The sequence below is a fragment of the Actinomycetota bacterium genome (assembly GCA_035697485.1).
Classification (GTDB): Bacteria; Actinomycetota; UBA4738; order UBA4738; family HRBIN12; genus JAOUEA01.
Genome location: DASSCU010000003.1, coordinates 1 through 23,728, shown reverse-complemented (window position 1 = coordinate 23,728; position 23,728 = coordinate 1). Strand labels below are relative to the sequence as shown.

The 23,728-nt window shown below is 70.1% G+C and carries 27 protein-coding genes; 1 reads left to right on the top strand and 26 read right to left on the bottom strand.

Features of this window, described 5'->3' with window-relative positions; translation table 11 throughout:
• Positions 1–10: 10 nt before the first annotated feature.
• The 12 genes from coaBC to pyrR all read right to left on the bottom strand — a co-directional run bounded on the left by coaBC (position 11) and on the right by pyrR (position 12,377).
• A complete protein-coding gene (gene coaBC / locus VFI59_00215) occupies positions 11–1,207 on the bottom strand; it encodes a bifunctional phosphopantothenoylcysteine decarboxylase/phosphopantothenate--cysteine ligase CoaBC (GenBank protein HET6712125.1) in 1,197 nt (398 codons plus the stop codon).
• Complete coding sequence (gene rpoZ / locus VFI59_00210) at positions 1,207–1,455, bottom strand: DNA-directed RNA polymerase subunit omega (protein ID HET6712124.1); 249 nt, start codon at positions 1,453–1,455, stop codon at positions 1,207–1,209. Before rpoZ ends, coaBC begins: the two co-directional genes overlap by 1 nt.
• A complete protein-coding gene (gmk, locus tag VFI59_00205) occupies positions 1,452–2,081 on the bottom strand; it encodes a guanylate kinase (GenBank protein HET6712123.1) in 630 nt (209 codons plus the stop codon). The genes rpoZ and gmk overlap by 4 nt, the downstream gene beginning before the upstream one ends.
• Positions 2,082–2,091: 10 nt before the next feature.
• The gene (mihF, locus tag VFI59_00200) at positions 2,092–2,400 is read right to left on the bottom strand and encodes an integration host factor, actinobacterial type (GenBank protein HET6712122.1); all 309 of its coding nucleotides are present in this window, start codon (positions 2,398–2,400) and stop codon (positions 2,092–2,094) included.
• A gap of 135 nt (positions 2,401–2,535) precedes the next feature.
• Complete coding sequence (gene pyrF / locus VFI59_00195; GenBank protein HET6712121.1) at positions 2,536–3,219, bottom strand: orotidine-5'-phosphate decarboxylase; 684 nt, start codon at positions 3,217–3,219, stop codon at positions 2,536–2,538.
• Entirely contained in the window at positions 3,216–4,187 is a 972-nt protein-coding gene (locus VFI59_00190) for a dihydroorotate dehydrogenase (protein ID HET6712120.1), read from the bottom strand. The genes pyrF and VFI59_00190 overlap by 4 nt, the downstream gene beginning before the upstream one ends.
• Positions 4,175–5,047, bottom strand: a complete 873-nt coding sequence (locus VFI59_00185; GenBank protein HET6712119.1) for a dihydroorotate dehydrogenase electron transfer subunit — start codon at positions 5,045–5,047, stop codon at positions 4,175–4,177. The genes VFI59_00190 and VFI59_00185 overlap by 13 nt, the downstream gene beginning before the upstream one ends.
• Complete coding sequence (gene carB, locus VFI59_00180) at positions 5,044–8,367, bottom strand: carbamoyl-phosphate synthase large subunit (GenBank protein ID HET6712118.1); 3,324 nt, start codon at positions 8,365–8,367, stop codon at positions 5,044–5,046. The genes VFI59_00185 and carB overlap by 4 nt, the downstream gene beginning before the upstream one ends.
• On the bottom strand, positions 8,367–9,560 hold the full coding sequence (carA, locus tag VFI59_00175; protein ID HET6712117.1) for a glutamine-hydrolyzing carbamoyl-phosphate synthase small subunit: 1,194 nt from the start codon (positions 9,558–9,560) through the stop codon (positions 8,367–8,369). The genes carB and carA overlap by 1 nt, the downstream gene beginning before the upstream one ends.
• Positions 9,561–10,865, bottom strand: coding sequence for a dihydroorotase (locus VFI59_00170; protein ID HET6712116.1), 1,305 nt, complete (start codon positions 10,863–10,865; stop codon positions 9,561–9,563).
• On the bottom strand, positions 10,858–11,820 hold the full coding sequence (locus tag VFI59_00165) for an aspartate carbamoyltransferase catalytic subunit (protein HET6712115.1): 963 nt from the start codon (positions 11,818–11,820) through the stop codon (positions 10,858–10,860). The genes VFI59_00170 and VFI59_00165 overlap by 8 nt, the downstream gene beginning before the upstream one ends.
• Positions 11,817–12,377, bottom strand: a complete 561-nt coding sequence (gene pyrR / locus VFI59_00160) for a bifunctional pyr operon transcriptional regulator/uracil phosphoribosyltransferase PyrR (protein HET6712114.1) — start codon at positions 12,375–12,377, stop codon at positions 11,817–11,819. The genes VFI59_00165 and pyrR overlap by 4 nt, the downstream gene beginning before the upstream one ends.
• 268 nt (positions 12,378–12,645) lie before the next feature.
• On the opposite strand from pyrR, the gene VFI59_00155 reads away from it, so the two are divergent.
• Entirely contained in the window at positions 12,646–12,852 is a 207-nt protein-coding gene (locus VFI59_00155; GenBank protein ID HET6712113.1) for a twin-arginine translocase TatA/TatE family subunit, read from the top strand.
• A gap of 24 nt (positions 12,853–12,876) precedes the next feature.
• Here the strand turns inward: VFI59_00155 and nusB are convergent, their stop codons facing one another.
• From nusB to VFI59_00085, 14 genes are all read right to left on the bottom strand, one after another.
• Positions 12,877–13,266, bottom strand: a complete 390-nt coding sequence (gene nusB / locus VFI59_00150) for a transcription antitermination factor NusB (GenBank protein ID HET6712112.1) — start codon at positions 13,264–13,266, stop codon at positions 12,877–12,879.
• 25 nt (positions 13,267–13,291) lie between these two features.
• Positions 13,292–13,858, bottom strand: coding sequence for an elongation factor P (gene efp, locus VFI59_00145; protein ID HET6712111.1), 567 nt, complete (start codon positions 13,856–13,858; stop codon positions 13,292–13,294).
• Between the two features lie 43 nt (positions 13,859–13,901).
• Positions 13,902–14,978, bottom strand: a complete 1,077-nt coding sequence (locus VFI59_00140) for a Xaa-Pro peptidase family protein (GenBank protein HET6712110.1) — start codon at positions 14,976–14,978, stop codon at positions 13,902–13,904.
• A complete protein-coding gene (locus VFI59_00135) occupies positions 14,963–15,397 on the bottom strand; it encodes a type II 3-dehydroquinate dehydratase (GenBank protein ID HET6712109.1) in 435 nt (144 codons plus the stop codon). The genes VFI59_00140 and VFI59_00135 overlap by 16 nt, the downstream gene beginning before the upstream one ends.
• The gene (gene aroB / locus VFI59_00130) at positions 15,394–16,473 is read right to left on the bottom strand and encodes a 3-dehydroquinate synthase (protein HET6712108.1); all 1,080 of its coding nucleotides are present in this window, start codon (positions 16,471–16,473) and stop codon (positions 15,394–15,396) included. Before aroB ends, VFI59_00135 begins: the two co-directional genes overlap by 4 nt.
• Positions 16,470–16,967 carry a shikimate kinase gene (locus VFI59_00125; protein HET6712107.1) on the bottom strand — a complete coding sequence of 166 codons (498 nt, stop codon included), beginning with the start codon at positions 16,965–16,967 and terminating at the stop codon, positions 16,470–16,472. The genes aroB and VFI59_00125 overlap by 4 nt, the downstream gene beginning before the upstream one ends.
• Positions 16,964–18,118: a chorismate synthase gene (aroC, locus tag VFI59_00120; protein ID HET6712106.1), complete on the bottom strand. Its 1,155-nt coding sequence runs from the start codon at positions 18,116–18,118 to the stop codon at positions 16,964–16,966. The genes VFI59_00125 and aroC overlap by 4 nt, the downstream gene beginning before the upstream one ends.
• A 154-nt stretch (positions 18,119–18,272) precedes the next feature.
• Complete coding sequence (locus VFI59_00115) at positions 18,273–18,860, bottom strand: hypothetical protein (protein ID HET6712105.1); 588 nt, start codon at positions 18,858–18,860, stop codon at positions 18,273–18,275.
• Position 18,861: 1 nt separating this feature from the next.
• Entirely contained in the window at positions 18,862–19,479 is a 618-nt protein-coding gene (gene pilO / locus VFI59_00110) for a type 4a pilus biogenesis protein PilO (protein ID HET6712104.1), read from the bottom strand.
• Positions 19,466–20,089 carry a PilN domain-containing protein gene (locus tag VFI59_00105; GenBank protein HET6712103.1) on the bottom strand — a complete coding sequence of 208 codons (624 nt, stop codon included), beginning with the start codon at positions 20,087–20,089 and terminating at the stop codon, positions 19,466–19,468. The genes pilO and VFI59_00105 overlap by 14 nt, the downstream gene beginning before the upstream one ends.
• On the bottom strand, positions 20,086–21,186 hold the full coding sequence (gene pilM, locus VFI59_00100; GenBank protein HET6712102.1) for a type IV pilus assembly protein PilM: 1,101 nt from the start codon (positions 21,184–21,186) through the stop codon (positions 20,086–20,088). Before pilM ends, VFI59_00105 begins: the two co-directional genes overlap by 4 nt.
• Positions 21,186–21,392 (bottom strand): helix-turn-helix domain-containing protein, encoded by a 207-nt coding sequence (locus VFI59_00095; protein ID HET6712101.1) that lies wholly within the window; start codon positions 21,390–21,392, stop codon positions 21,186–21,188. Before VFI59_00095 ends, pilM begins: the two co-directional genes overlap by 1 nt.
• Before the next feature lie 158 nt (positions 21,393–21,550).
• On the bottom strand, positions 21,551–22,339 hold the full coding sequence (locus VFI59_00090; protein ID HET6712100.1) for a prepilin peptidase: 789 nt from the start codon (positions 22,337–22,339) through the stop codon (positions 21,551–21,553).
• A 128-nt stretch (positions 22,340–22,467) separates the two neighbouring features.
• On the bottom strand, positions 22,468–23,728 hold a 1,261-nt coding region (locus VFI59_00085), incomplete at its 5' end, for a pilus assembly protein TadG-related protein (protein ID HET6712099.1).

Genomic DNA, 23,728 nt, shown 5'->3' with positions numbered 1-23,728 from the left:
GGGCCGAAGTCTAGTCCAGACGGGCAACCACGCGATCGACGATCGCCCTGGCCAGCTCCGCCTTGGTCCATCTTCGCAGCGGAACATCGTCGCCCGTCGCGTCGAGGATCGCGGCATGATTCGTCTCCGATCCGAACCCGGTGCCGGGGCGCCCGACCTCGTTCGCCACCAGGAGATCGACGCCCTTGGCGACGAGCTTGGCTCGGCCGGCCGCTTCGACATCGTCGGTCTCCGCCGCGAACCCGACCAGCACCGACCCGGGCCGGCGCGTCATGCCGAGCTCCCGGAGGATGTCGGGGGTGGGCTCGAGGATCAGATCGGGGGCCCCCTCGTCCTTCTTGATCTTGCCCGGCGCGGCCTGTTTCGGTCGGAAATCGGCCACGGCCGCCGCCATCACGACGGCGTCGGCGGTGTCGAAGTGAGCCAGGACCGCGGCGCGCATCTCCTCCGCCGACGTGACGTGCTCGACGTCGACCCCGGGCGGCGGCGCCACCGTGCCCGGACCGAGGACGAGGTGCACCAGTCCCCCCCTGCGGGCCGCCTCGCCGGCCACCGCCACACCCATCCTGCCGCTGGAGTGGTTACCGAAGAACCGCACCGGATCGATCGCCTCGTACGTCGGCCCCGCCGTGACGACGATCTCCCGTCCCGCCAGATCGCCCCTCGGCTGCCGCGCGAGCGCCGCGGAGGCATCCGAGAGGATGTCGTCGGGTTCCGCCATGCGACCCATGCCGTCGTCGCCGTGGGCGAGTGCGCCGGACACTGGTCCACACACCGTGACGCCCCGCTCGCGAAGGAGCGCCACGTTGGCCCGGGTCGCTGGGTGCTCCCACATGCCGGTGTGCATCGCGGGTGCCACCACGACGGGTCCCGAGTACTCCAGCAGGGTCGAGGTCAACAGGTCGTCGGCCATGCCTGTCGCGAGCCTGGCCAACAGGTGCGCCGTCGCCGGCGCGACGACCATCAGGTCGGTCTCGTGGGCCAGCCGCACGTGCAGGACCTCGCCGGGTCGTTCCCACAGGGAGGTGTGCACGGGCCGCCCGGTGAGGGCGGCGAACGTGTCGGGGCCGACGAACCGCGTCGCCGACTCGGTCATCACGACCGTGACCTCGGCGCCGGCGCCGGTCAGCGATCGAGCGAGGTGGGCCGATTTGTAGGCGGCGATGCCCCCGGTGACGCCGAGCAGGACCCGACGGCCCGCCAGCATCACTCTGCCTCGGCGGGTTCCTCGGGACGGACGTATTCGATCTTGCCCTCAGCGATCTCCTCGAGGGCGATCGACAACGGCTTGTTGCTGAACCCGCTCTCGACCAGCGGCGGCACGAACTCGCCGCGGCCCTCGCCGAGCTGGTTGTAGTAGCTGTTGATCTCGCGCGCACGCTTGGCCGCCAGGATGACGAGCGTGTACTTGGAGTCGACGGCGGCGAGCAGGTCGTCGATCTTCGGTTCGATCATGCTGAAGGGTCCTCCGTGGGGTCGTGCGCGCCCGCCCCCGCTTCTGAAGCAGAGCGAGCCCGCGATGCGTCGATGATAGCAGCGACCTGCGACGACGCTCGATCCAGTTCGTCGTTCACGACCGTCTGGTCGAAGAGCGATCGCTGCGACAGCTCCCAGTCCGCCTTGGCGAGGCGCTCCGCGATGGACGCGTCGGACTCGGTGCCGCGCGAGCGCAGCCGGCGCTCGAGCTCCTCGCGCGAGGGCGGCTCCAGCAGGATCATCACCGCATCGGGAACCCGGGCGCGAACCCAGCGGGCACCTTCGACGTCGATCTCGAGCAGGACGTCGCGCCCGGCGTCTCGATGGAGCTCCACGGGCCCCGCGGGGGTGCCGTAGCGATGCCCATGGAAGACCTCCGCCCACTCGAGCATCTCGCCGTCGGCGACCATCCGGTCGAAGCCTTCATCGTCGACGAAGAAGTAGTCGGTGCCGTCGAACTCCCCGGGGCGCGGCGGGCGGGTGGTCGCGCTCACCGACAGCACGAGGCCGCGGGGAACCCGCGCCAGGACCTCCCGGACCACGGTCCCCTTGCCGACCCCGGACGGGCCGGCGATCACGAACAGGGTGCCTCGGCGAGGCGCCAAGGCCGGTGGCTTACTTCGCGAACTTCGCGAGCAGCTGCTCGCGCTGCTTCGCGCCGAGGCCACGCACGCGGCGCGTGGCGCTGATGTCGAGCTCCTCCATGATCTTGGCTGCCCGCACCTTGCCCACGCCGGGCAGCGACTCGAGCACGACCGAGACCTTCATCTTCCCGACGGTGTCGTCGTCGCGCTTCAGCACCTGCTGCAGCGTGATCTTCCCGGACTTCAGCTCGCCCTTCAGCTCGGCGCGAGCCTTGCGCGCGGCGGCCGCCTTCTCGAGGGCCTGGGCGCGCTGTTCCGGGGTCAACTGCGGTAGAGCCATCATGCGCTCCTTCGTGTCGGGAGGGTCGAGGGGTTCGAGAACCCGGGGAGTATACGCGGGCTCATCCGACGCCCACAACGCGCGATGTGCCCGACGACCTGCGGTTTCACGACCTTACGAGAGAGCGCGCATGCCTCACTGGGCACCGAGCACGATGCCCTTCGCGACGCCCACTGGATCGTTTGAGGCGGTGATCGGCCGGCCAACCACGAGGTAGTCAGCACCCGCATCGAGGGCGGCCGACGGGGTCAGCACGCGGACCTGGTCGTCTCCGTTGGCGCCCGGCGGCCGGATGCCGGGCACGACCAGGCAGAAGTCCTCGCCACAGACCTGGCGCACCTCGGCGACGTCGAGGCCCGACACCACCACGCCGTCGAGCCCGGCCGTTCGTGCCTCGAACGCGAGCGAGGTCGGCGACGCCAGCTCCTCGCCCGACATCGACGAGAGCACCGTCACCGCGATCACGAGCGGCGTGGGGTGCCCGCCCTGCTCGGCGCCACGAGCCGCCCCGTCGACCGCCGCTCGCATCATCGCCTCGCCGCCCAGTGCGTGGACGTTCAGCATCGCGACGCCGAGCTTGGCGATGTTGGCGGCCGCGCGCTCCACCGTGTTCGGGATGTCGTGCAGCTTCGCGTCGACGAAGACCGGCCCGTGCGCCATGACGCGACGGACGGCGTCGGGTCCCTCCGCCCAGCAGAGCTCGAGGCCGACCTTGAGCATGCCCGCGTGCGGCGCGAGGTCGCCTGCCAGCCGCTCCGCGGTGTCGAGGTCGCTCACGTCGAGCGCGACGACGAGGGGGTTCGAGGGGCGGGGGATCATCGGCCGTCGTCGTCCTCGTCGGGGACCGCCCCGAACGACGCGGGCACGCGCAACCGAGCGCGGACGTCCGCCGGGGTGGCGAGCCCCTTGGCCCTCAGGTAGCGCACGATGCCCTGGGCGACCGAGACCGGCGCCGCCGGATCGATCAGCGTTGCCGTGCCGACCTGTACCGCCCAGGCACCGGCCAGGAACGCCTCGATCGCGTCCTCACCCGTCCGGATGCCGCCGACGGCGATCACGGGCGTGTCGGGCACCGCCCGCGAGACGTCGAAGACCGCCCTCAGCGTCATGGGCAGCACTGCCGGGCCGCTCAGCCAGCCCGTCACGCCGCCGAGGCCGGGTCGCAGTCGCTCCGGTCGCACGTCGAGTGCCGGAGGCGAGCCGCCGATCGTCAGCCCCGTCGCCCCGGCACGCACCACGGCTCGGGCCACCTCGGGCAGGTCCGACGCGTGCATCGGCAGCTTCGCGAAAACGGGCACCATCGACATGCGCGCGACCGCACCGGCGACCTCGGCCGCCCGGTCGACGTGTGCACCGAGCATCGGACGTCGGAGCTCGAGGTCGGGACCCGACAGGTACACCTCGATCGCCGAGACCTCCGGCCGCCCCTGCAGTGCACCGGTCAACCGCACGTACTCCTCGAGCGTGCCGCCGGCGATCGAGACCACGACAAGAGTGCTCGACCTGGCGAGACGCGGCAGCTCCTCGGAGACGAACGCATCGACGCCCGGGTTCTGCAGTCCCGTCGACCACACGACCCCCGACGGCGACTCGGCGATCCGGGGGGTGGGCGACCCACGCTCGGGCTCGAGCGAGATCGTCCGGCTCACGATCGCCCCGACCTTCCGGAGCTCGACGAGTCCCGACAGCTCACGGCCGGTCCCCGCGCAGCCGGCGGCGATCATCACGGGGGTGGCGAGGACGATGCCCCCGAGGTCGACCGCCAGGGCACGCTTCACCCCGGCCACGAGCGCACCACCGGCAGGCCCTCGGGCGGCGTGGGCAACATCGTCGGCTCTTCGGAGAGCCAGCGATCCCACAGCACGCGAGCGGGGTTGAAGACCGGTCCGTCGACGCACGATCGCAGGTGGTCGTACCCGCTCCCGTCCTTGCGGGCGACCGGCACGACGCATGTCTGGCACAGACCCAGCCCGCATCCCATGCGTTCCTCGACCGCCACCTGCGAGGGGATCGCTCGCTCCTTACAGAACCCGGCGACCCTCGCGAGGGTCGGCGAGGGCGCCGCCGCGTAGAGGACCTCGGCCCCGGTCGTCTCGGCCATCTCGGGCAACATGTCCATGACCGACCCACGCTCGCCCAACGTGCCGTCGGCCGTCACGATCGAGATCGTCTGGGAGAGGCGCTTTCCCTCGATCGGCTTGAACACCCGCTCCAGGGTCTCGGCACCGACGACCATGTCGACCCGCTTGTGCCGCGCGAGCAATTCCTGCGCGAGGAAGTAGAGCGACGCCGCCCCGTGCCCCTCGGCGACGAGCAGGCAGTTCGTGTGCCGCTTCGGATAGGCGAAGGCCGTGCCCAGCGGCCCGATCACCTCGAGGAACTCGTGCGCCTTGACCGATGTGAGCCACTCGGTGCCCGGTCCGAGCGGATCCACGACGAACTCGAGGGTCCCGGCCCACCCGCCGCGCCGTGAGGCCTGGTGCACCGCAAAGTGACGACGGAGCAGGAACTCGCGTCCCTCCGGCATCTTGACGGCCAGGAACTGCCCCGGACGCGCCTTCTCCGCGATCTCGGGCGCGACCAGCGTCAGCGAGTGGTACGCGCCGAGCTTGCGAGTGGAGAGGATCTCGGCGCGTACGCGCGTCACGCGGGCGGCTCCCCGGCGGCCGTCGTCGATGCGGCCTGCTCGAACGTGAGGCGCCCCTGCATCGGCTCCGCCATGGCCTCGGCATGGTACTCCTGGATCGACCGGGGCTCGGTCGGGGCGCCGAGCAGCGCTTCGATGCCTCGCACGGCCGCGAACACCCCCGGCAGGGTCGTCACGCACGGGACCCCGGCGCTCGCGGCCGCCGTGCGGATGAAGTACCCGTCGGTGCGAGGACCTCGTCCGAACGGCGTGTTGACCACGAGGTCGACCCGGCCTCCGCGGATCATCTCCCCGACGTTGTCGGGGCCTTCGCTCATCTTCGCGACCCGCTCCACGGCGATCCCGGCGCGCTGCAGGACCCCCGCGGTCCCGCCGGTGGCCACGAGCCGGAATCCGAGGTCCGCCAGGCGCTTGGCCGGAAACACGATCGCGCGCTTATCGCGGTTGGCCACGCTCACGAACACGGTGCCGCCGGTCGGCAGCGCATGACCCGCCGCGACCATCGCCTTGGCGAGGGCCATGCCGGAGTCGGCGTCGACGCCCATGACCTCGCCCGTGGACTTCATCTCGGGGCCCAGCACGGTGTCGACACCGGGGAACCGCCCGAAAGGCAGCACGGCGGCTTTCACGCTGGTGTGCGACAGGTGGCGGTAGTGGTGCGGATCGGCCGGCACGACACCCTCGGCCGCCAGTTCGGCAAGCGTCCGCCCCGTGAGCACCCACGTCGCGACCCGGGCCAGGGAGACGCCGATCACCTTCGAGACGAACGGCACCGTCCGCGAGGCACGAGGGTTCGCCTCGATCACCCAGATGCGTTCGTCCTTCACCGCGAGCTGCAGGTTCAGCAGGCCAACCACCCCGAGGCGCCGGGCGATCGTTCGCGTGATGTCTTCGATCGTGTCGAGCTCCTCGTCGGAGAGCGTCGCAGGCGGGATCTGGCAGCTCGAATCTCCCGAGTGCACCCCGGCTTCCTCGATGTGCTCCATCACGCCGCCGACGAACACGTCGCCCGTGGCGTCGGCGACCGCGTCGACGTCGACCTCGATCGCACCTTCCAGGAACCGATCGACCAGCACCGGATGATCGGGCGAAGCGGCCGCGGCCGTGCGGACGAAGGTCCCGAGTTCCTCGTCGTCGTAGACGATCTCCATCGCGCGTCCCCCGAGCACGTACGACGGTCGCACCACGACCGGGTAGCCGATGCGCCGGGCGACCTCGCGCGCCTCCTCGATCGTGCGCGCCTCACCGTGCGGCGGCGCGGGGATCTCGAGCTCCGCGAGGATCTCGGCGAACTTCCCGCGGTCCTCGGCCAGGTCGATCGCGTCGGGCGAGGTGCCGAGCACGTGGAAGCCTTCCTCGGTCAGGATGCGGGCGAGCCTCAGCGGCGTCTGGCCACCGAGCTGGGCGATCACCCCGACCGGCTGCTCGGCGCGGCAGACCGCGAGCGCGTCCTCTGGCGAGAGCGGCTCGAAGTAGAGCCTGCTCGAGGTGTCGTAGTCGGTCGAGACCGTTTCGGGGTTCGAGTTCACCATCACCGACTCGAACCCCGCCAGCTCCAGCGCGTACGCCGCGTGCACGCAGGCGTAGTCGAACTCGATGCCCTGGCCGATGCGGTTCGGGCCAGCGCCCAGGATCACGACGCGAGGCCGTGCGGTCGGAGCCACCTCGTCTTCCTGTTCGTAGGTCGAGAAATGGTAGGGGGTGCGGGCGGGAAACTCCCCCGCGCAGGTGTCGACGGTCTTGAAGACCGGCGCGACGCCCAGGGCGTCGCGGTGGCGGCGAACGGCGGCCTCCGTCGCGCCCGTGAGCACGGCGAGGCGCGCGTCGGACAGCCCAGCCCGTTTCGCATGCCACAGCTCGTGAGCGGTCAGCGTCGAGAGCGGCCGCCCGCGCACCGCCGCCACTTCGTCGACGACCTCGGCGATCTGCTCGATGAACCAGGGATCGATGCGGGTGGCAGCCGCGATCTCGTCGACGCCGTGGCCCTCGTGCAACGCCCGTTCGACCAGGTGCAGGCGACCCTCGGTCCCGGCGGCGAGCGCCGTCAGCAGCTCATCGGGCCCTGACGACCGAGGGATCGTGATGTCCTCGCCGCCGAGGTCGAAGCCCGCCTTCTCGATGCCGCGCCACGCCTTCCCCAGCGCTTCCTTGAAGGTCCGGCCGATCGCCATGACCTCCCCGACCGACTTCATCGTCGAGGTCAGGCGGGGATCGGCGTCGGAGAACTTCTCGAAGGCGAACCGAGGCACCTTCACGACCACGTAGTCGAGGGTCGGCTCGAATGAGGCCGGGGTCTCGCCCGTGATGTCGTTCACGATCTCGTCGAGCCGGTACCCGACGGCGAGGAGGGCCGCGATCTTCGCGATCGGGAACCCCGTCGCCTTCGACGCGAGAGCGCTCGATCTGGACACCCTCGGGTTCATCTCGATCAGCACCTGGCGTCCGGTCACCGGATCGACCGCGAACTGCACGTTCGACCCACCCGTCTCGACACCGATCACACGCAGCACCTGCAGCGCCGAGTCGCGCATCTGCTGGTACTCGCGGTCGGTCAGGGTCTGTTGCGGGGCGACGGTGATCGAATCCCCGGTGTGCACCCCCATCGGGTCGACGTTCTCGATCGAGCAGACGATGACGCCGTTGTCGTCACCGTCGCGCATCACCTCGAGCTCGAATTCCTTCCAGCCGGCGATCGACTCCTCGACGAGGATCTCGGACACGGGGGAGATCTCGAGGCCGCGCGCAGCGAGCGATGCGAGCTCCTGATGGTTCGCGGCGAACCCGCTGCCGCCGCCGCCCATCGTGAACGACGCGCGCACGATCAGCGGATACCCGATCGAATCCCCGAGCCCCAGGGCCTCGTCGAGCGTCGTGGCGGTGCCCGCCCTCGGCACGTCGAGGCCGGCCTTCAGCATCGCCTCCTTGAAGCCGCTGCGATCCTCGGCGCGATGGATCGCCTCGAGCGAGGCGCCGATCAGCGTGATGCCGAGCCGGTCGAGGTCGCCGGATTCCGCGAGCGCGACCGCGACGTTCAGCGCGGTCTGGCCGCCCAGCGTCGGGAGCAGCGCGTCGGGGCGCTCGCGCTCGCAGATCGCCAGCACCGACGCCGGCGTGAGCGGCTCGATGTACGTGCGATCGGCGAACTCCGGGTCGGTCATGATCGTCGCCGGGTTCGAGTTCACGAGGGCGACCTCGAAGCCCTCGCGCCGCAGCACCTTGCATGCTTGCGTGCCGGAGTAGTCGAACTCGCAGGCCTGTCCGATCACGATCGGCCCGGAGCCGATCACCATGATCTTGTGCAGGTCGGTCCGCTTCGGCATCAGACGCTCGTCCCCGCGCCGCCCGCCATCAGCCGGCGGAAGTCGTCGAAGAGGTACCGCGAATCGTGCGGCCCCGGCGCGGCCTCGGGGTGGTACTGCACACCGAACGCGGGCACGTCGAGGCATCGCAGGCCCTCGAGCGTGCCGTCGTTGAGGTTCCAGTGGGTCAGGGCGACTCGTCCGCGGTCGGTCAGCGCGACCCCGTCGCCGTCACGTCGCCACCCGAGGGGATCCACCGCGAACCCGTGGTTGTGGCTCGTGATCTCGACGGCGCCCGTCTGCATGTTCTTCACGGGCTGGTTCACCCCGCGGTGACCGAACGGCATCTTGTACGTGCGCCCGCCGAGCGCCAGACCGAGCAGCTGGTGGCCGAGGCAGATGCCGAACACCGGCACCTTGCCCAACAGGTCGCGCGTGGCGGCGATGCCGTACGTCGTGGCCGCCGGATCGCCCGGACCGTTCGACAGGAACACCCCATCGAAGTCCCCCGAAGCGATCTCGGCCGCCGGTGTCCGGGCGGGGAAGACGGTCACCTCGATGCCGGTGGCCGCCAGACGCCGGAGGATGTTGCGCTTCATGCCGAAGTCGTACGCCGCCACCCTGAAGACGCGGCCGAGGTCGGTGGTCGCCGACCCGACCAGGTCGCGAGCCTCGTAGGGCGAGGCCGAGCCGACATCGGCCGCGAGGTCGGCGCCAGCCATGCCCGGCACGGTGCGCACGCGTTCCGCGAGCGAAGCGGGATCGAGATCCACGGTCGAGGTAGCCGCCCGCATCGAGCCCCGCTCGCGGAGGAGACGGGTGAGACGGCGTGTGTCGATGCCCTCGATCCCGACGATGCCGGCGGCGGACAGCGCCTCGGCGAGCGTCGACTCCGATCGCCACGACGAGGCGCGTCGTGAAGCCTCGCGCACGGCGAAGCCCGAGACCTGGATGGCCGCAGACTCCGGGTCCTCGTGGTTCACCCCGTAGTTCCCCTGGTGCGGTGAAGTCATAACCACGATCTGCCCGGCGTACGAGGGGTCGGTCAGCACCTCCTGATACCCGGCCATCCCGGTGTTGAAGACCGCCTCGCCGAAGGATTCCCCCTGGGCGCCGAAGGCCGTGCCATGGAAGGTGCTGCCGTCCTCCAGCACCAGCACGGCATCCGGACCCCGGAGCGGGCGGTGCGCCGAGCGAGGGTCCGTCTGGACCATCTACCCACCCACCTTCCCGTCGGCGACGGTGAGCCGACCCCGGAGCATCGTGTGACGGACCCGGCCGACGAGCTCGTGACCGGTGAACGCGCTGTTGCGGGCCTTCGAGGCGAACGGCGGCTCCACGACCCAGCGCTCGGTGGGATCGAAGACGAGGAGGTTCGCGGGGCGGCCCGCCTCGACCGCTCCCCCGTGCCCGGTGGCGCCGAGGATGCGGGCCGGCGTGACCGACATCGCCTGGATCGCCCGGGACAGCGACACCATGCCCGGTTCGACGAGGGAGGTGAGCACGGCGGCCAGGGCGGTCTCGAGGCCGATCGTCCCGGGTGGCGAGAGGTCGAACTCGGAGTCCTTCTCCTCCACCGCGTGCGGCGCGTGATCGGTCGCGATCACGTCGATCGTGCCGTCGGCGACGGCCGCTCGCAGCGCCTCGCGATCGTCCGCCGTACGCAGCGGCGGGTTCACCTTGAAGTTCGTGTCGTACCCGACGAGGTCGTCGTCGGTGAAGACGAGGTGATGGGGCGTCACCTCCGCGGTGACGCGCACCCCGTCGGCCTTGGCACGGCGGATCAGATCGACCGCCTGCGCGCTCGACACGTGGCAGATATGGATGCGGCCGCCGGTCGCACGCGCGATCGCGAGGTCCCGGGCGACGACGATCTCCTCCGCCTCCGCGGGCCGGCCGGCGAGACCCAGGGAGTAGGAGTGCACGCCTTCGTGCATGTGTCCGCCGGCGACCAGGGACGCGTCCTCGCAGTGGTCGGCGATCACGATCTCGGCGGGGAACGCCTTCGCGTACACGAGTGCGTTGCGCAGCATGCGTGCGGTCGGCACGCAGTTGCCGTCGTCGCTGAAGACCCGAACGCCGGCCTCCACCATCTCTCCCAGCTCGGCCATCGATTCACCGGCGAGGCCCTTCGTGATCGCGCCGACCGGGAAGACGTCGGCGAACCCCGCGTCGGCGGCCTTGTCGCGGATCTCGGCCACGATGCCCGCGTGGTCGCTGACGGGATCGGTGTTCGCCATCGACGAGACCGCGGTGAACCCTCCCGCGGCGGCCGCGCGGGTCCCGCTCGCGATCGTCTCCTTGTGCTCGAACCCCGGCTCACGTAGATGGGTGTGCAGGTCCACTAGCCCCGGCGAGAGCACGAGTCCTCGGCAATCCAGCACGTCCGCGCCCAGGGGATCGAGACCGCTGCCCACCGCCTCGATACGCCCATCGGCGACGAGCACGTCCGAATGGGTGTCGATCTCGGATGCGGCGTCGATCACGCGCGCTCCCCGGAGCAGCAGCGCCTCAGCCACGGGACACCTGCCCCGGCCCTGCGGGTCCGTCGGCGCCGAGGCTTCCGCCAGCCCCCAGCAGCAGGTAGAGCAGCGACATGCGCACCGCGATGCCGTTCGTCACCTGTTCCTCGATCACCGACTGCGGCAGATCGGCGACGTCGGAGTCGATCTCGACCCCCCGGTTCATGGGGCCCGGGTGCATGATCAGCGAGCCTTCGGGCAACACGCCGGCGCGGGTGGCGGTGAGACCGAACAGCCGGTTGTACTCACGCACGCTCGGGAAGTACTCGAGCCGCTGGCGTTCCTTCTGCACGCGCAGCATGTAACAGACGTCGAGCTTGGGGATCACGGCGTCGATGTCGTAACTGACCTGCACGCCCCAGGTGGGCGCGTCCGGCGGGATCAGGGTCGGGGGTCCGATCAGGGTCACGTCGGCGCCCATCGTCACGAGCCCGAAGCTGAGGGATCGCGCGACCCTCGAGTGCAGCACGTCGCCGACGATCGCGACTCGCAGGCCCTCGAGCCGTCCGAGCTTCTCCCGCATCGTGTAGAGGTCGAGCAGGGCCTGCGTCGGGTGCTCGTGCGTGCCGTCTCCGGCGTTCAGGACATGCCCCTCGACCCACTTCGTGAGCTGCAGCGGCGAACCGCTCGACGAATGCCTGATCACGATCGCGTCGGCGCCCATCGCCTGCAGCGTCAGCGCCGTGTCCTTCAGGCTCTCGCCCTTGGACACGCTCGATCCGCTCGCCGAGAAGTTGATCACGTCGGCCGACAGCCGCTTGGCGGCCAGCTCGAAGGAGATGCGGGTGCGCGTGGAGTTCTCCAGGAAGAAGTTCACGACCGTCCGCCCGCGAAGGGCCGGTACCTTCTTGATCACGCGGGTGCCGACCTCGCGGAAGGACTCCGCCGTGTCGAGCACGCGCGTCACGTCGTCGGCGCTCAGGTCGTGCATCGAGAGCACGTGGCGGTTCATCGGTGCACCTCCTGTATGGGGGCAGCTTCCTGCACGGTCACCGCGTCGTCGCCGTCGAGCTCCCGCACGTGCACACGGACGTCGTCGTCACGGTGGGTGGGGACGTTCTTGCCGACGAAGTCGGCACGGATCGGCAGCTCACGGTGCCCCCGGTCGACGAGCACCGCCAGTCGGATGCGTGCGGGCCGGCCGAAGTCGGTGAGGGCGTCCATCGCCGCCCTGATCGTGCGGCCCGTGAAGAGCACGTCGTCGACGAGCACCAGGGTGCGCCCGGTGATGTCGACGTCGATGAGCGTCTCGTGGACCTCGGGCGCCTCGGCGCGCAGGCCGATGTCGTCGCGGTAGAACGTGATGTCGAGCACCCCGACCGGGACCCGCGTCCCCTCGATGCGCTCGATCTCCTGCGAGAGTCGCCGTGCGAGGTGGTCGCCGCGGTTCGCGATGCCGACGAGCACGATGTCGGCGGCCCCCTTGTCGCGTTCGATGATCTCGTGCGCGATGCGCGTCAGCGTTCGCCGGATGTCGTCGGCGTCGAGCAGCGTGCCGGGGGCGCTCATGCGACCGGCCTCACGCGCCCGGGAACGAGAACGCCTCCCCGGGCATGCGAGGAGGCGCGGCCGATTCGGTGCAGCATGTTCCGTTGCTCCCTTCCCGGCCTCTCGGGACCGGACTTAAAGGGGGAAGCTCTCTCGTGAAGAGCATAGCGGGCGGTCCGACCGAGGGGCAACGAGGCCTCGTGGCCATCGCCACACCCCCGGCGTAGACTGATGTCTGCGACCCGATCCCCGAGGGTCGGACCCCACATCGGAAGGAAGTGGCAACCGCATGAACGAGTGGATCATCGTGGGCATCGTGGCCATCGCCGTGATCTTCGGCGCGACGAAGCTCCCCGAGATCGCCCGCAACCTCGGCCGTTCGTCGGGTGAGTTCAAGAAGGGTCTGAAGGAGGGTGACCAGGACGACGCCGCCACCAAGGCCACCCCGACGCCACAGCCCTCCGAGCCGACCGACCCGCCGACCACCCAGGCCTGACCTTCGTCGCAAGGTTTCCCTCGGTCAGCCCCGGGCGATCCTGCCCAGGATGCCGTTCACGAACGCCTTCGACTCGTCGGCGGACAGCGCCGACGCGGACTCGACGGCCTCGCTGATCGCGACGGAGTCGGGCACGTCGTCACGGTAGCGCAGCTCCTCCACCGCCACCCTGAGGATCGTGCGATCGAGGGCGGCCATGCGGGCCACCGTCCACCCCTCCGCGTGCTCCTCGAGCATGAGATCGATGCCGGGCCCGTGCTCGGCGACCCCGTGGACCAGCTCCCGCGCGAATGCAGGCACCTCGCGCCCAGCCTCGATCCACGACTCGAGCGCCAGCTCGGGATCGTCGCCGGTCACGTCGGCCTGGTAGAGGATGTCGAGCGCCACGCGCCGCGCCTGACGGCGAGTGCTCATCGTGGCGTCACCGGCGCTCCACCCGTCAGACCTTCACGCGTTCCATGTACTCGCCCGTGCGCGTGTCGACCTTGATGTGCTCGCCCTCCTCGACGAACAGCGGCACGTTCACCACTACCCCGGTCTCCAGGGTCGCCGGCTTCAGGGCGCCGGTCCTCGTGTCGCCCTTCACCCCCGGATCGCACTTCGTGATCGCGAGCACCAGCGACGCCGGCAGATCGACCGCGATCGGGATGCCGTCGTGCATCGCGATCTGCGCCGTGCCGCCCTCGGTGAGATAGTCCTTCGCCGAGCCCATCGTCTCCGAGGGCACGTGCACCTGCTCGTAGGTCTCCAGATCCATGAAGACGAAGCTGTCGCCCTCGGGATAGAGGTACTGGAAGTCCTTGCGCTCGACGATCGCGAGGCCGACCTTCACGCCCGCGTTGAACGTGCGCTCGAGCACGGCGCCACTCTTCACGTTCCGCAGCTTCGTGCGCACGAAGGCGCCGCCCTTGCCCGGCTTCACATGCTGGAACTCGATGATCTGAAACAACACCCCGTCGAGCTCCAGGGTCATGCCGTTCTTGAAGTCGTTCGTGGAAACGCTCACGCGACGCTCAGCTCCCGATGTCGTCTCGTCCGGACCGTCCGGCCTACAGTTCGATCAGCTCACGCGACGCGTTGCCGAGCACACGGCACCCGTCGGGCGTCACCTCGACCATGTCCTCGATGCGCGCGCCACCCAAGCCCGGCACGTAGACGCCGGGCTCGACCGTGACCACCGCGCGCGCGGGCAACGTGTGCTCGGCGAACTCGCGGCCGAGCCTCGGACCCTCGTGGATGTCGAGCCCGACGCCGTGACCGAGCCCGTGGGTGAACCGGTCGCCGTAGCCGGCGCCATCGATCACCCCGCGGGCGGCGGCGTCGACCTCCGCGCCGGTGACGCCCTCCGCGACGGCGTCGATGCCCGCCTGCTGGGCCTGCCGCACGATGTCGTGGATCTTCTTCAGTTCGGAGGCGGGTTCGCCGAACGCGACCGTGCGCGTCATATCGGCGTGGTAGCCACCGAACAACGCCCCGAAGTCCATCGTGATGACGTCGCCCTCCTCGAGCGTGCGATGCCCGGGCTCGTGGTGCGGCTCCGCAGCGTTCTCGCCGAACGCGATGATCGACTCGAAGGACAGGCCGTCCGCGCCGTCGCGGCGCAGCAACGCCTCGAGCTGTCGAGCCACCTGGCGCTCGCTCACACCCACCGCGAGCATGTCGAGCACGTCATCGAACGCCTGATCGGTCACGGCCTGGGCGCTCCGCAGCAGCTCGAGCTCCTCGTCGTCCTTGACCCAGCGAACGCGCTCGACCTCCTCGTCGCAGGCGACCAGCTCCCGGCCTTCCAGGGCCGCCACGAGGCGCTCATAGGCCCGGACCGTGACCTGGTGGGCCTCGAAGCCGATCCTCGCGACCCCGAGACGCGCTGCCTGTTCGGCCAGCACGTCCCCGAAGGCGGCTCCGTACGTCACGCGCTCGAGGTCGGGCACCTCGTGGCGGGACTGCTCCGTGTACCGGCCGTCGGTGAAGAACACCGACGCGTCGCGGGTAAGGAGGGCCTGACCGTTGGAACCCGTGAAGCCGGTCAGGTACCGCACGTTCGTCAGTCCGGTCACGAGGTAGGCATCGACCTCGAGGTCGGGCAGTCGCTCGGACAGAGCAGTTCGTCTCAGCTGGTGATCCACGGCATCGCCTCCAGCGCCAGATGATAGCCACCGGCCCCGAGACCGGTGATCGTCGCCCGGCACACCTCGGAGACCACCGAATGCCGGCGGAACTCCTCGCGAGCGGCGATGTGGGACATGTGCACCTCGATGACCGGGAGCCCGCAGGCCTCCACGGCGTCGCGGACCGAGAACGAGTAGTGCGACAACGCACCCGGGTTGATGACCACCGCGTCGTGGCCGTCGCCGGCGGCCGCCAGCAGCCAGCCGACGAGATCGCCCTCGTGGTCGGACTGACGCCACACCATCTCGAGGCCGAGCGCCGCCGCCCGGGCCTCGACCTCTCGCATGATCTGCTCGAGGGTCTCGACCCCGTACGTCTCGGGTTCGCGCCGGCCGAGGGCCCCGAGGTTCGGTCCGAACAGGAACAGCACATTCATGCCGTCGCTCCCATCTCCAGCATCGTCGTCCGCAGCTCGTCGTCGGCGACGTCCTCGACGACCACCGGATCGCCGACCGCACGCAGCAGCACGAACCGGACTCCTCCGTGGAACTTCTTGTCCATGCGGAACGCCGTCGTGATGTCGTCGACCGGGGGGAGGGGTCCGTCCACCTCGAGTCCGAGCGAGGACAGCAGCCGCGTGGTCCGTCCGACGAGCCCAGGCGACGCCAGGCCGCGCCGTTCTGCAAGGCGGGCCGCGAAGACCATGCCGACCGCGATCGCCTCGCCGTGGGTGCGCCCGGAGAACGCCTCGAGCCGCTCGAGCGCGTGTCCGAGGGTGTGCCCGTAGTTCAGGAAGAGGCGCGACCCCATGTCGAGCTCGTCGCTGGCGACCGTGCGCGCCTTCGCGGCCACGCACCGCGCCACCAACGACTCGAGCGCCTCGGGATCCCGAGCGAGGACCGGGCCCGGATCGGATTCCAGGCCCTCGAGCAGCGCTGGATCGAGTGCGAGCGCGTACTTCGCCACCTCGGCGAGCCCCGACCGGAAGTCTCGCTCGTCCAGGGTGGCCAGCGTCTCGACGTCGGCCAACACGCCACGGGGCTGGAAGAACGTGCCCACGAGGTTCTTGCCCTCGGGCAGGTTGACCGCGGTCTTGCCCCCGACCGCCGCGTCGACCTGCGCGAGCAGGGTCGTCGGCACCTGCACGAACGGCACCCCCCGCATGTAGGTGGAGGCCACGAATCCAGCCAGGTCCCCGGTCGATCCACCCCCGAGCGCCACCACGACGTCGTCGCGGTGGGCCTCCTGGGTCGCCAACTGATGCAGGAGCGTGCCCGAGACCTGCAGGGTCTTCGCCTCCTCCCCCGACGGAACCGTCAGCAGCACGGCGTCGAGGCCTGCCCGTGCGAGTCCACCGGCGAGGGAGCCGAACGCCCGATCGACGACCGCGCGGTCCGCGATCACGAACGCCCGCGTGGCCCTCGGGAACTCCGGGAGATGGCGGGCTGCGTCGACGAGAAGCCCGCGGCCGATCACGACGTCATACGCGCGCTCGGGGATGGGCACGGTCACACGGACCAACGCAGCTCCTCGACGATCGCGTCCGCCACATCTCCGGGCGCGCCGCTCCCGTCCACCACGTGGGCGGCGAACTCCCGGTACAACTGGCCTCGCTCGGCGAGCAGTCGCTCGAGGTCACCTTCCTCGTGGATCAACGGCCGATCCTCCGCGGGCCTGACACGGGCCCGGAGCTCGTCGAGCGGCACGTCGAGGTAGACCACGGTTCCCGTGTTCCGCAACGTGATCCGGTTCGCGGGCTCGAGCACCACCCCGCCCCCGCAGGACACCACCGAGGGGTCGTGCGCGCCCGCCTTGACGAGCGCGGCAGCCTCCATCGCCCGGAACGCCGGCTCCCCCTCCGACACGAAGATCTCTGTGATCGGGCGTCGCTGCTCCAGCTCGATCTCGGTGTCGAGGTCGACGAACGGCACCCCGAGACGGTCCGCCAGCTCCCGCCCGACGACCGTCTTGCCGGCGCCCGGCATGCCCACCAGGTAGACGATCACGCCGATCCCTCCCGGTAGCGTTCGAGGTTCCCACGGGTCTCCGGGAGCGAATCCCCCCCGAACTTCTCCAGCACGGCGTTCGCGAGCTCGAACGCGACGACCCCCTCGCCGACGACCCCGCCCGCGGGCACGGCGCAGACGTCGGTACGCTGCTTGATCGCGACCGCCGGTTCACCGGAGGCGATGTCGACCGTCGCGAGCGGCGTCGGCACGGTCGAGAACGGCTTCATGGCCGCCCGCACCCTGATCGTCTCGCCGGTGCTCATGCCGCCTTCGATGCCACCCGCCCGGCCGGTCGCGCGCGTGACGCGGCCTCCCCGGACCACGATCTCATCGTGCGCCTTGGAACCCGGTCGAGCAGCGGTCGCGAACCCGTCGCCGACCTCCACCCCCTTCACGGATTGGATGCTCATCAGGGCGAGCGCGAGTCGGCCGTCGAGCTTGCGGTCGTAGTGCACGTGGGACCCGAGCCCCGGCGGAGCGCCGTGGGCGAGCACCTCGAAGACGCCGCCGACCGTCTCGCGGCCTTTCCGGAGTCGGTCGATCTCGGCCACCATGGCCTTCGACGAGGCATCGTGGAAGCAACGCACCGGTGAGCGGTCGATCGTCGCCGCGTCGGCGGGCGTCGGCAGCGGGGTCCGCGCGGGCACCTTGACCGATCCGATCCGCACGACGTGCGACACGATCTCGATCCCGAGCTCGGCGAGGAACCACCGGCAGAACGTCCCCGCCGTCATGCGGGCCGCCGTCTCCCGCGCACTCGCCCGCTCGAGCACGTTGCGCACGTCGTCGAACCCGTACTTCTGCGAGCCCGCGAGATCGGCGTGCCCGGGCCGTGGCCGGGTGAGGCGCGCCGCGGGATCTTCCTCGCCGGTCACACCCATGAGATCGCGGTATTTCGCCTCGAACTCCAGGTTCGGGATCGTCACCGCGATCGGCGAGCCGAGCGTGCGGCCGTGACGGACCCCGGCGAGGATCTCGAACCGGTCCGACTCGAACCGCTGTCGCCCCCCACGACCGTGGCCGTGGCGCCGCCGCGCGAGCTGGTGCGCGAGGGCGTCGGGATCGACCGGCACGCCCGCGGGCATGCCTTCGAGCACGGCGACGAGCGCCTTCCCGTGCGACTCGCCGGCCGTGAGCATGCGGAGCATCCGCTCATCATAGGGAACGCTCCACCGCCGCCTTCAGGGCGGCAGATAGTGGAAGCACCACGTGATGCGGGGGCGGCCCGGAGGCCGCCCCCGCGAACCGGCGACCGCTCCCCCCGTGGGCGGATCGCCGGAGCCGTCGGTCCCGGCTCGGGACCTACTTCGTCGAGTTGGCGCAGAGGGTGAACGACTCGTCGCCGAAGAGGAACGTCGCGCAGTCACCCGAGACCGATCGCAGTTCGTATCGCCCGTTGTCGAACGTGTCGCCGATGCCGATGTTGTTGAAGACCTGCCCGTCGACCTCGACCTGCACCATCGGCTCACCGCCGCTCGAGAAGACGGAGAGGAGCACCACGGTCTTGCCGCCGACCTCCTCACTGGAGCCGCCACCCGGCGCCGTGGGGGCGGGGCTGCTCGGGGGTGGGGATACGCTCCCCGACGGCGGTGGGGATACGCTCCCCGACGGCGGCGGGAACGTTGTCGCGGTCGTCGGAGAGAGCGCAGGGGGCACGGAGAACGGATCGCGCCCCGTGAACACCGGGATCGGGCTCACGCCTCCGGTCGGCGAGGGCTCGGTGGGGCCTCCGCCCCCGCCCGGACCGGAGGTGATCGGTGGCAGGGTCGGGATCGCTTCGTCGCCGCCGCCGCCGGACAGCAGGTTCATGAGGAGGAAGCCGACGAGCAGCACGCCGAGCACGCCGCCGCCGATCATCAAGGTGCGCCGGTCACGAGGGGTCAGCGGCATCTCAGGCTCCTCCGGCGGCGGCGTCCTCGGTCGGGCCGGGCACCGAGCCCGGACCGGCGCTCTGGTCGCTCGTGTACAGCACGACGTTGGCCTGCAGCTGCAACAGGTTCGTCACGGTCGTGGTGGTGGCGTCGGAGCCGGCCCCCGGGGCGAGGGTGATGTTCAGCACCTTGGCGGCCCTCGGCAGCGTCTCGAGGTTGTAGAGGAACTCCGTGAGCTGGAAGTAGTTCCCGGACGCCGTCACGGCAACGGGGATCGTCGACAACCCGCTCGCAGCGTCGAGGGCTGGGGTCCCCGGGGTGAGCGTCGCCAGGGTCACCGCCGCCCGGGCGGCCGCGTTCTTGATCAGCAGCAACATGCCGGGCTCGTCGGCGGTCGGCGGGATACGCTGCTCCACGTCCTGGATCGTCGCCTTCGCCTCGGGCGCGGCAGCCTCGGCCTGCTCCAGGGCGGCGAGTTGCGATTCGAGCGTTCCCTGTTGGGCCTGCGCGGCCGCGAGCAGGTCGTTCGCCTCGGAGACCTGCCCCATCTTCGGCAGCACGAGGAGGAATATCAGCAGCCCGACGAGCACCAGGGCCCCGACGCCGGCGATCAGCGGCGCCCGGCTACCCCGCAGCATCGACGGCCCCTTCCTTCCCTCGCTCGGTCACGACCTCGTCGGTGAGATCCACGCTCACCGAGTAGTCGTAGCCGTTGACCTCCTCGTTCTTGCTCACCGTCGACATCCAGGGGTTGACCCACCCCTTCACCTGCTCGAGCCGGGTCAGGAAGACCGAGAGCGTGTCGATGCTGACCGCCTGGCCGCTGCCGGTGATCCCGCCGATCAGGCCGGGGGTCGCTCCCTCGGCAGCCACCGCCGCCTGGTCGGCCTGGACCGCGAGGCTGTTGACGTAGGCGTCGGACGGGATCACGCGAGAGAAGTCCATCAACAGGGCCGAGAACGAGACCTCCCCCGCGTAGGCCGCGGCCAAGAGCTGCTGCTGCGCCTGCGCCTCGGCCTGCAGGTCGGCGTACTTCTGCTTCTCGGCGATGCTCGCCTGGATCGAGGCGTTCGTGGCCTCCTGCGCGACGATCTCATCGTTCACGCTGCTCAGCTCGTTGCTCTGCCAGAGGTAGTAAGCGAAGACCGCCGCGACCAGGACGATGCCCGCGACGACCACGCCTGAGGTGAGGCGCCGATATCGCTGCGCCTGCAGGATATCGGGGGGAAGGAGGTTGACCTGGCTCACGGGATCCTCCCGGGGATCGCGAGCCCGACGGCCACGGCGAGCACCGGCTCCGCCTCTTCGAGTGCCTCAGCCGACAGCGAGAGCTGCGAGCGTGCGTGCTGGAACACCTGGCCCGCCTCGACCTCGACCGGGATACGCTGGCGCAGGAGCTCGAGGAGCCCCTCCAGCTTCGAGCCGCCGCCCGTGACGAGCACGCGCGCGATGCGAGCGCCTTGCGCCTGCGCCGTGTAGAACTCGAGCGACGACCGGATCTCGTCGACGAAGCTCGCCGCCCGCTGCATCGCGATCTCCCTGACCCGACCGGTATCGGGCGCCTCGGCCACCTCCTCGCCGTCCTCCTGGTCGACCCTCGGGGGCGTCTCGAGTTCGACCTCCTCACCCCTCTTCAGGCGTTCGGCCACGTCGTCCTCGACACCGATGCCGCGGGCGATCGCGAGGGTCACGTCGCGCCCGCCCGACGGGAGGATGCGCACGAACCGCACCGTGCCGCGCGCGTGCACCACGATGTTGGTCACGTGGGCGCCGATGTCGATCACGGCCTCGTCGCCCTCGTCCTCGAGATCCATGCCGACGCCGGTCGTGCCGACCGAGCGCACCATCGCGAAAGGAACGAGGTCGAGGCCGACCGGCTCGAGCTTGGCGCCGGTCACGGCGGACACCACCGTGTCGACCATCTGCCGCTGCGCCGCGACCAGCAGCATGCGCAGCATCTTGCGGTCGTCCTGTTCGAATTCCCCGATCGGGTCGTAGTCCAGCACGGCCTCGTCGACGGGCATCGGGATGAACTCCTGGACCTGGAAGCCGAGCGAAGCCCGGAGCTCCTTCTCGGGCAGGTAGGGCAGGGCGATCTCGCGCACCACGACCCGCTGGTTGCCCACGCCCATGTACACGCGCTTGGCTTTGAAGCCGCCGCGCTCCCAGAGCTCGCGCAGCGCATCGGTGACCACCTCGGGTTCCCTGACCTCGCCGTTCTCCACGGCACCGGCGGGCAGCGGCACCTGGGCGGCCTTGACCACGGTGGGCGGATCGCCCCCCGCGAGCTCGACGGCTCTGACCGCGGTCGAGCCGATGTCGAGGCCGATGCGCCCCCTGGCCACTAGCCCCCCTCTACCTGCACGGAACGCTCCTCGAGGAAGCGCTGCAGCTCCGATCCGCGGATGCGGTAGCCCTTGCCGACGCGGACGGCGGGCAGCTCGCCGCTCTTGATCAACCGGTAGACCGTCATGTTCGACACGCGCATGCCGGCGGCGACCTCCGCAACCGTGAGCAACGCTCCGGTCACGAACGGCTGCACATCGGCCATACCGCCTCCTCCGTCACATCAGTTCACACCAGTTCACACGAGTCACATGAAACGACAGAAGTGCTGTTGAGGCTGCTCACGAAACAGCAGGCCACAGGGCAAGTCAAACATCTGCAGGAACGATGTTTGAACGTATGTTCGAGGGCCGAACGACCTGCTCAGAGGAGCGTGGCGCTGAACGACCGCAGGTACCAGTCGGCGATCGGCTCACCCCAGAACGCCCCGACCACCGCGCCCGCGGCCATGTACGGTCCGAACGGGATCATCGCCTTGCGATTTCGGCCCACGATCAGAGCCACGATCCCCCCGATCCCGCCGAAGAGCACAGCACCTGCGGCCGCCACCCCGACGAAGCCGAGGCCGATCGACCCCAGCACGACCCCGATCACCAGGGCCAGCTTCACGTCGCCCATGCCCATGCCTCGCGACACGAGCGCGACGACGAACAACAGGCCGCCGTAGAGCAGGGCACCGCCGAGCGCCCGAATCGGATCGGTCCCGCCGTCGAAGAGCCACGCGACCACCACGTACGCGCTGAACCCCAGGAACGCCGGGTACGTGATGCGGTTGGGGATGATGCGATGCTCGATGTCGATCCAGGCCAGGGCCGGCATCAGCGACAGGAACAGCGCCACCATGACCGCGATCCAGATCCGCTCGTAGGCCGCTGCGGCTGCGACGACGAGCACCGTGGTGGAGAGCTCGAGCAGGGGGTACCGCCCGGAGATGCGCTCACCGCACGATCGGCATCGCCCCCGCAACAGCACCCACGACACCACCGGCACGTTGTCGCGATTGCGGATCTCGGTGCCGCAGCTCGGACACCGTGACCGGGGCCGCAGCACGCTCTCCCCCGCCGGCACGCGGGACACGACGACCGTCATGAAGCTCCCGATCGCCAGCCCGAACGGCAGCGCCACGAGGGCGCGGATCCACGCATCGCTCATCGGTGGAGGACGCTATCGCTGGGTAGATGGGTGGTGTGGGACCCGGGCACGCTGGGGTCGCTGGCTGCATGGCCCGCTTTGGGTCGCCCCGATGGGACCTCAGCTGCCTCGCAGGAAGACCGGTCGCATCATTCGAGGCAGCTGCGGTACGGGAGGTCACAGAGTTGCGCTGCGAGGAGACCGAAGTAGGCTCCGCCACCGGGCTCGGCGCCACCGATCCTGGCACCCTTCCACTTCAGTACCAGGCAGTGAGCGCTCGAGTTCGGAGGGGGGTTGCCGCCGCACTCGGCGGACCCGGTCGTCTCGAAGGTCACGATGCTCGGCTTCTTGCTCCACGCCGTGATGACGCCGTTCGCATCGACGGTGAGCTTCGCTCCGTTGTTGGCCTTGGCGCTGCCCTCGATGTAGCCGTCACCCGGGGAAGCACAGGCCGCCATCAGGTCGAACGGGAGCGTCGCGGTGGGCGGGATCGTGCAGCTCAAGGCTTCCTGACTCGGCATGTTGACGCCCACGATCTCGAACTGGGCGAACCCGACCACGTTGTACTTGGGCTGCGGCGGGAAGACCTGCGCGGGCTCACCGTCGCCCGGAGACACCCCGACGATCGGGAAGTCGCGGACCTCGCCAGCGAGATCCTCGAGCGCCTGCCAGGCGATGTTGTTGCCTCGGGAGCCCTCGATCGTGCAGACCCACGTGGCGTTCGGGTAGTTGAGGTCTTGGATCTCCACGGGGTCGGATCCGTTCATCCAGCCGGCGAGCTGGTCGGATCCACCGGAGTTGTTGCAGTCATCGGTCTTGCCGATGTCCCAGCCCTCGCCGACGTCGAGGAAGCCGAAGTCGCCGCCGCCGGAGAGGTCGTTGTCCTCCCAGATGTAGCAGACGGTGTTCTCGGCCACGTTGGGCACGTCGCACCGGTTCCCCTGGAAGAAGCCCTGATAGATCACGAGGGGGATCGGACCGGTCGCACCGGCCGCGCCCCACGAGGCGGTGGCACGTGAGGTGACCTCCGACGTTTGGTCGAAGCCCAGCACGGGAGCGAAGAACAGCGACTGGTCGCTCTCGTAGCGCACCGATACGTGCCCGGTGATGTCGACGCCGCAGTTGATGGTCCACTGTTGTCCGCTCTCGGGGTCGACACCGGTGATGATGCCGCCCGTGAGCCCACCGTCGGTGATCGGGACGTTCTTCGCCGCGAACTCGTCGGCCTTCGTCTCGGGGGTGCCGAGCGTGGCATCGGCGCAGGATTGCGCGGCGGCGAGCGCGGCGGCGTCGGCGCCGTTGACCATCGCACGGCGTCGCAGCAGCAGGCCGCCGACGTCGACCGTCAGCGCGACGCCGGCCATCAGCGCGACCAGCACGAGCGCGGTGATGACCGCGACCGCTCCTTCT

Coding starts and splice junctions, on each gene's coding strand:
- coaBC (HET6712125.1), bottom strand. CDS start 1,207: ATGCTGGCGGGCCGTCGGGTCCTGCTCGGCGTCACCGGGGGCATCGCC.
- rpoZ (HET6712124.1), bottom strand. CDS start 1,455: ATGATCGAACCGAAGATCGACGACCTGCTCGCCGCCGTCGACTCCAAG.
- mihF (HET6712122.1), bottom strand. CDS start 2,400: ATGGCTCTACCGCAGTTGACCCCGGAACAGCGCGCCCAGGCCCTCGAG.
- pyrF (HET6712121.1), bottom strand. CDS start 3,219: ATGATCCCCCGCCCCTCGAACCCCCTCGTCGTCGCGCTCGACGTGAGC.
- carB (HET6712118.1), bottom strand. CDS start 8,367: ATGCCGAAGCGGACCGACCTGCACAAGATCATGGTGATCGGCTCCGGG.
- carA (HET6712117.1), bottom strand. CDS start 9,560: ATGGTCCAGACGGACCCTCGCTCGGCGCACCGCCCGCTCCGGGGTCCG.
- VFI59_00165 (HET6712115.1), bottom strand. CDS start 11,820: ATGAACCGCCACGTGCTCTCGATGCACGACCTGAGCGCCGACGACGTG.
- pyrR (HET6712114.1), bottom strand. CDS start 12,377: ATGAGCGCCCCCGGCACGCTGCTCGACGCCGACGACATCCGGCGAACG.
- VFI59_00155 (HET6712113.1), top strand. CDS start 12,646: ATGAACGAGTGGATCATCGTGGGCATCGTGGCCATCGCCGTGATCTTC.
- nusB (HET6712112.1), bottom strand. CDS start 13,266: ATGAGCACTCGCCGTCAGGCGCGGCGCGTGGCGCTCGACATCCTCTAC.
- VFI59_00135 (HET6712109.1), bottom strand. CDS start 15,397: ATGAATGTGCTGTTCCTGTTCGGACCGAACCTCGGGGCCCTCGGCCGG.
- aroC (HET6712106.1), bottom strand. CDS start 18,118: ATGCTCCGCATGCTCACGGCCGGCGAGTCGCACGGGAAGGCGCTCGTC.
- VFI59_00115 (HET6712105.1), bottom strand. CDS start 18,860: ATGCCGCTGACCCCTCGTGACCGGCGCACCTTGATGATCGGCGGCGGC.
- pilO (HET6712104.1), bottom strand. CDS start 19,479: ATGCTGCGGGGTAGCCGGGCGCCGCTGATCGCCGGCGTCGGGGCCCTG.
- VFI59_00095 (HET6712101.1), bottom strand. CDS start 21,392: ATGGCCGATGTGCAGCCGTTCGTGACCGGAGCGTTGCTCACGGTTGCG.
- VFI59_00090 (HET6712100.1), bottom strand. CDS start 22,339: ATGAGCGATGCGTGGATCCGCGCCCTCGTGGCGCTGCCGTTCGGGCTG.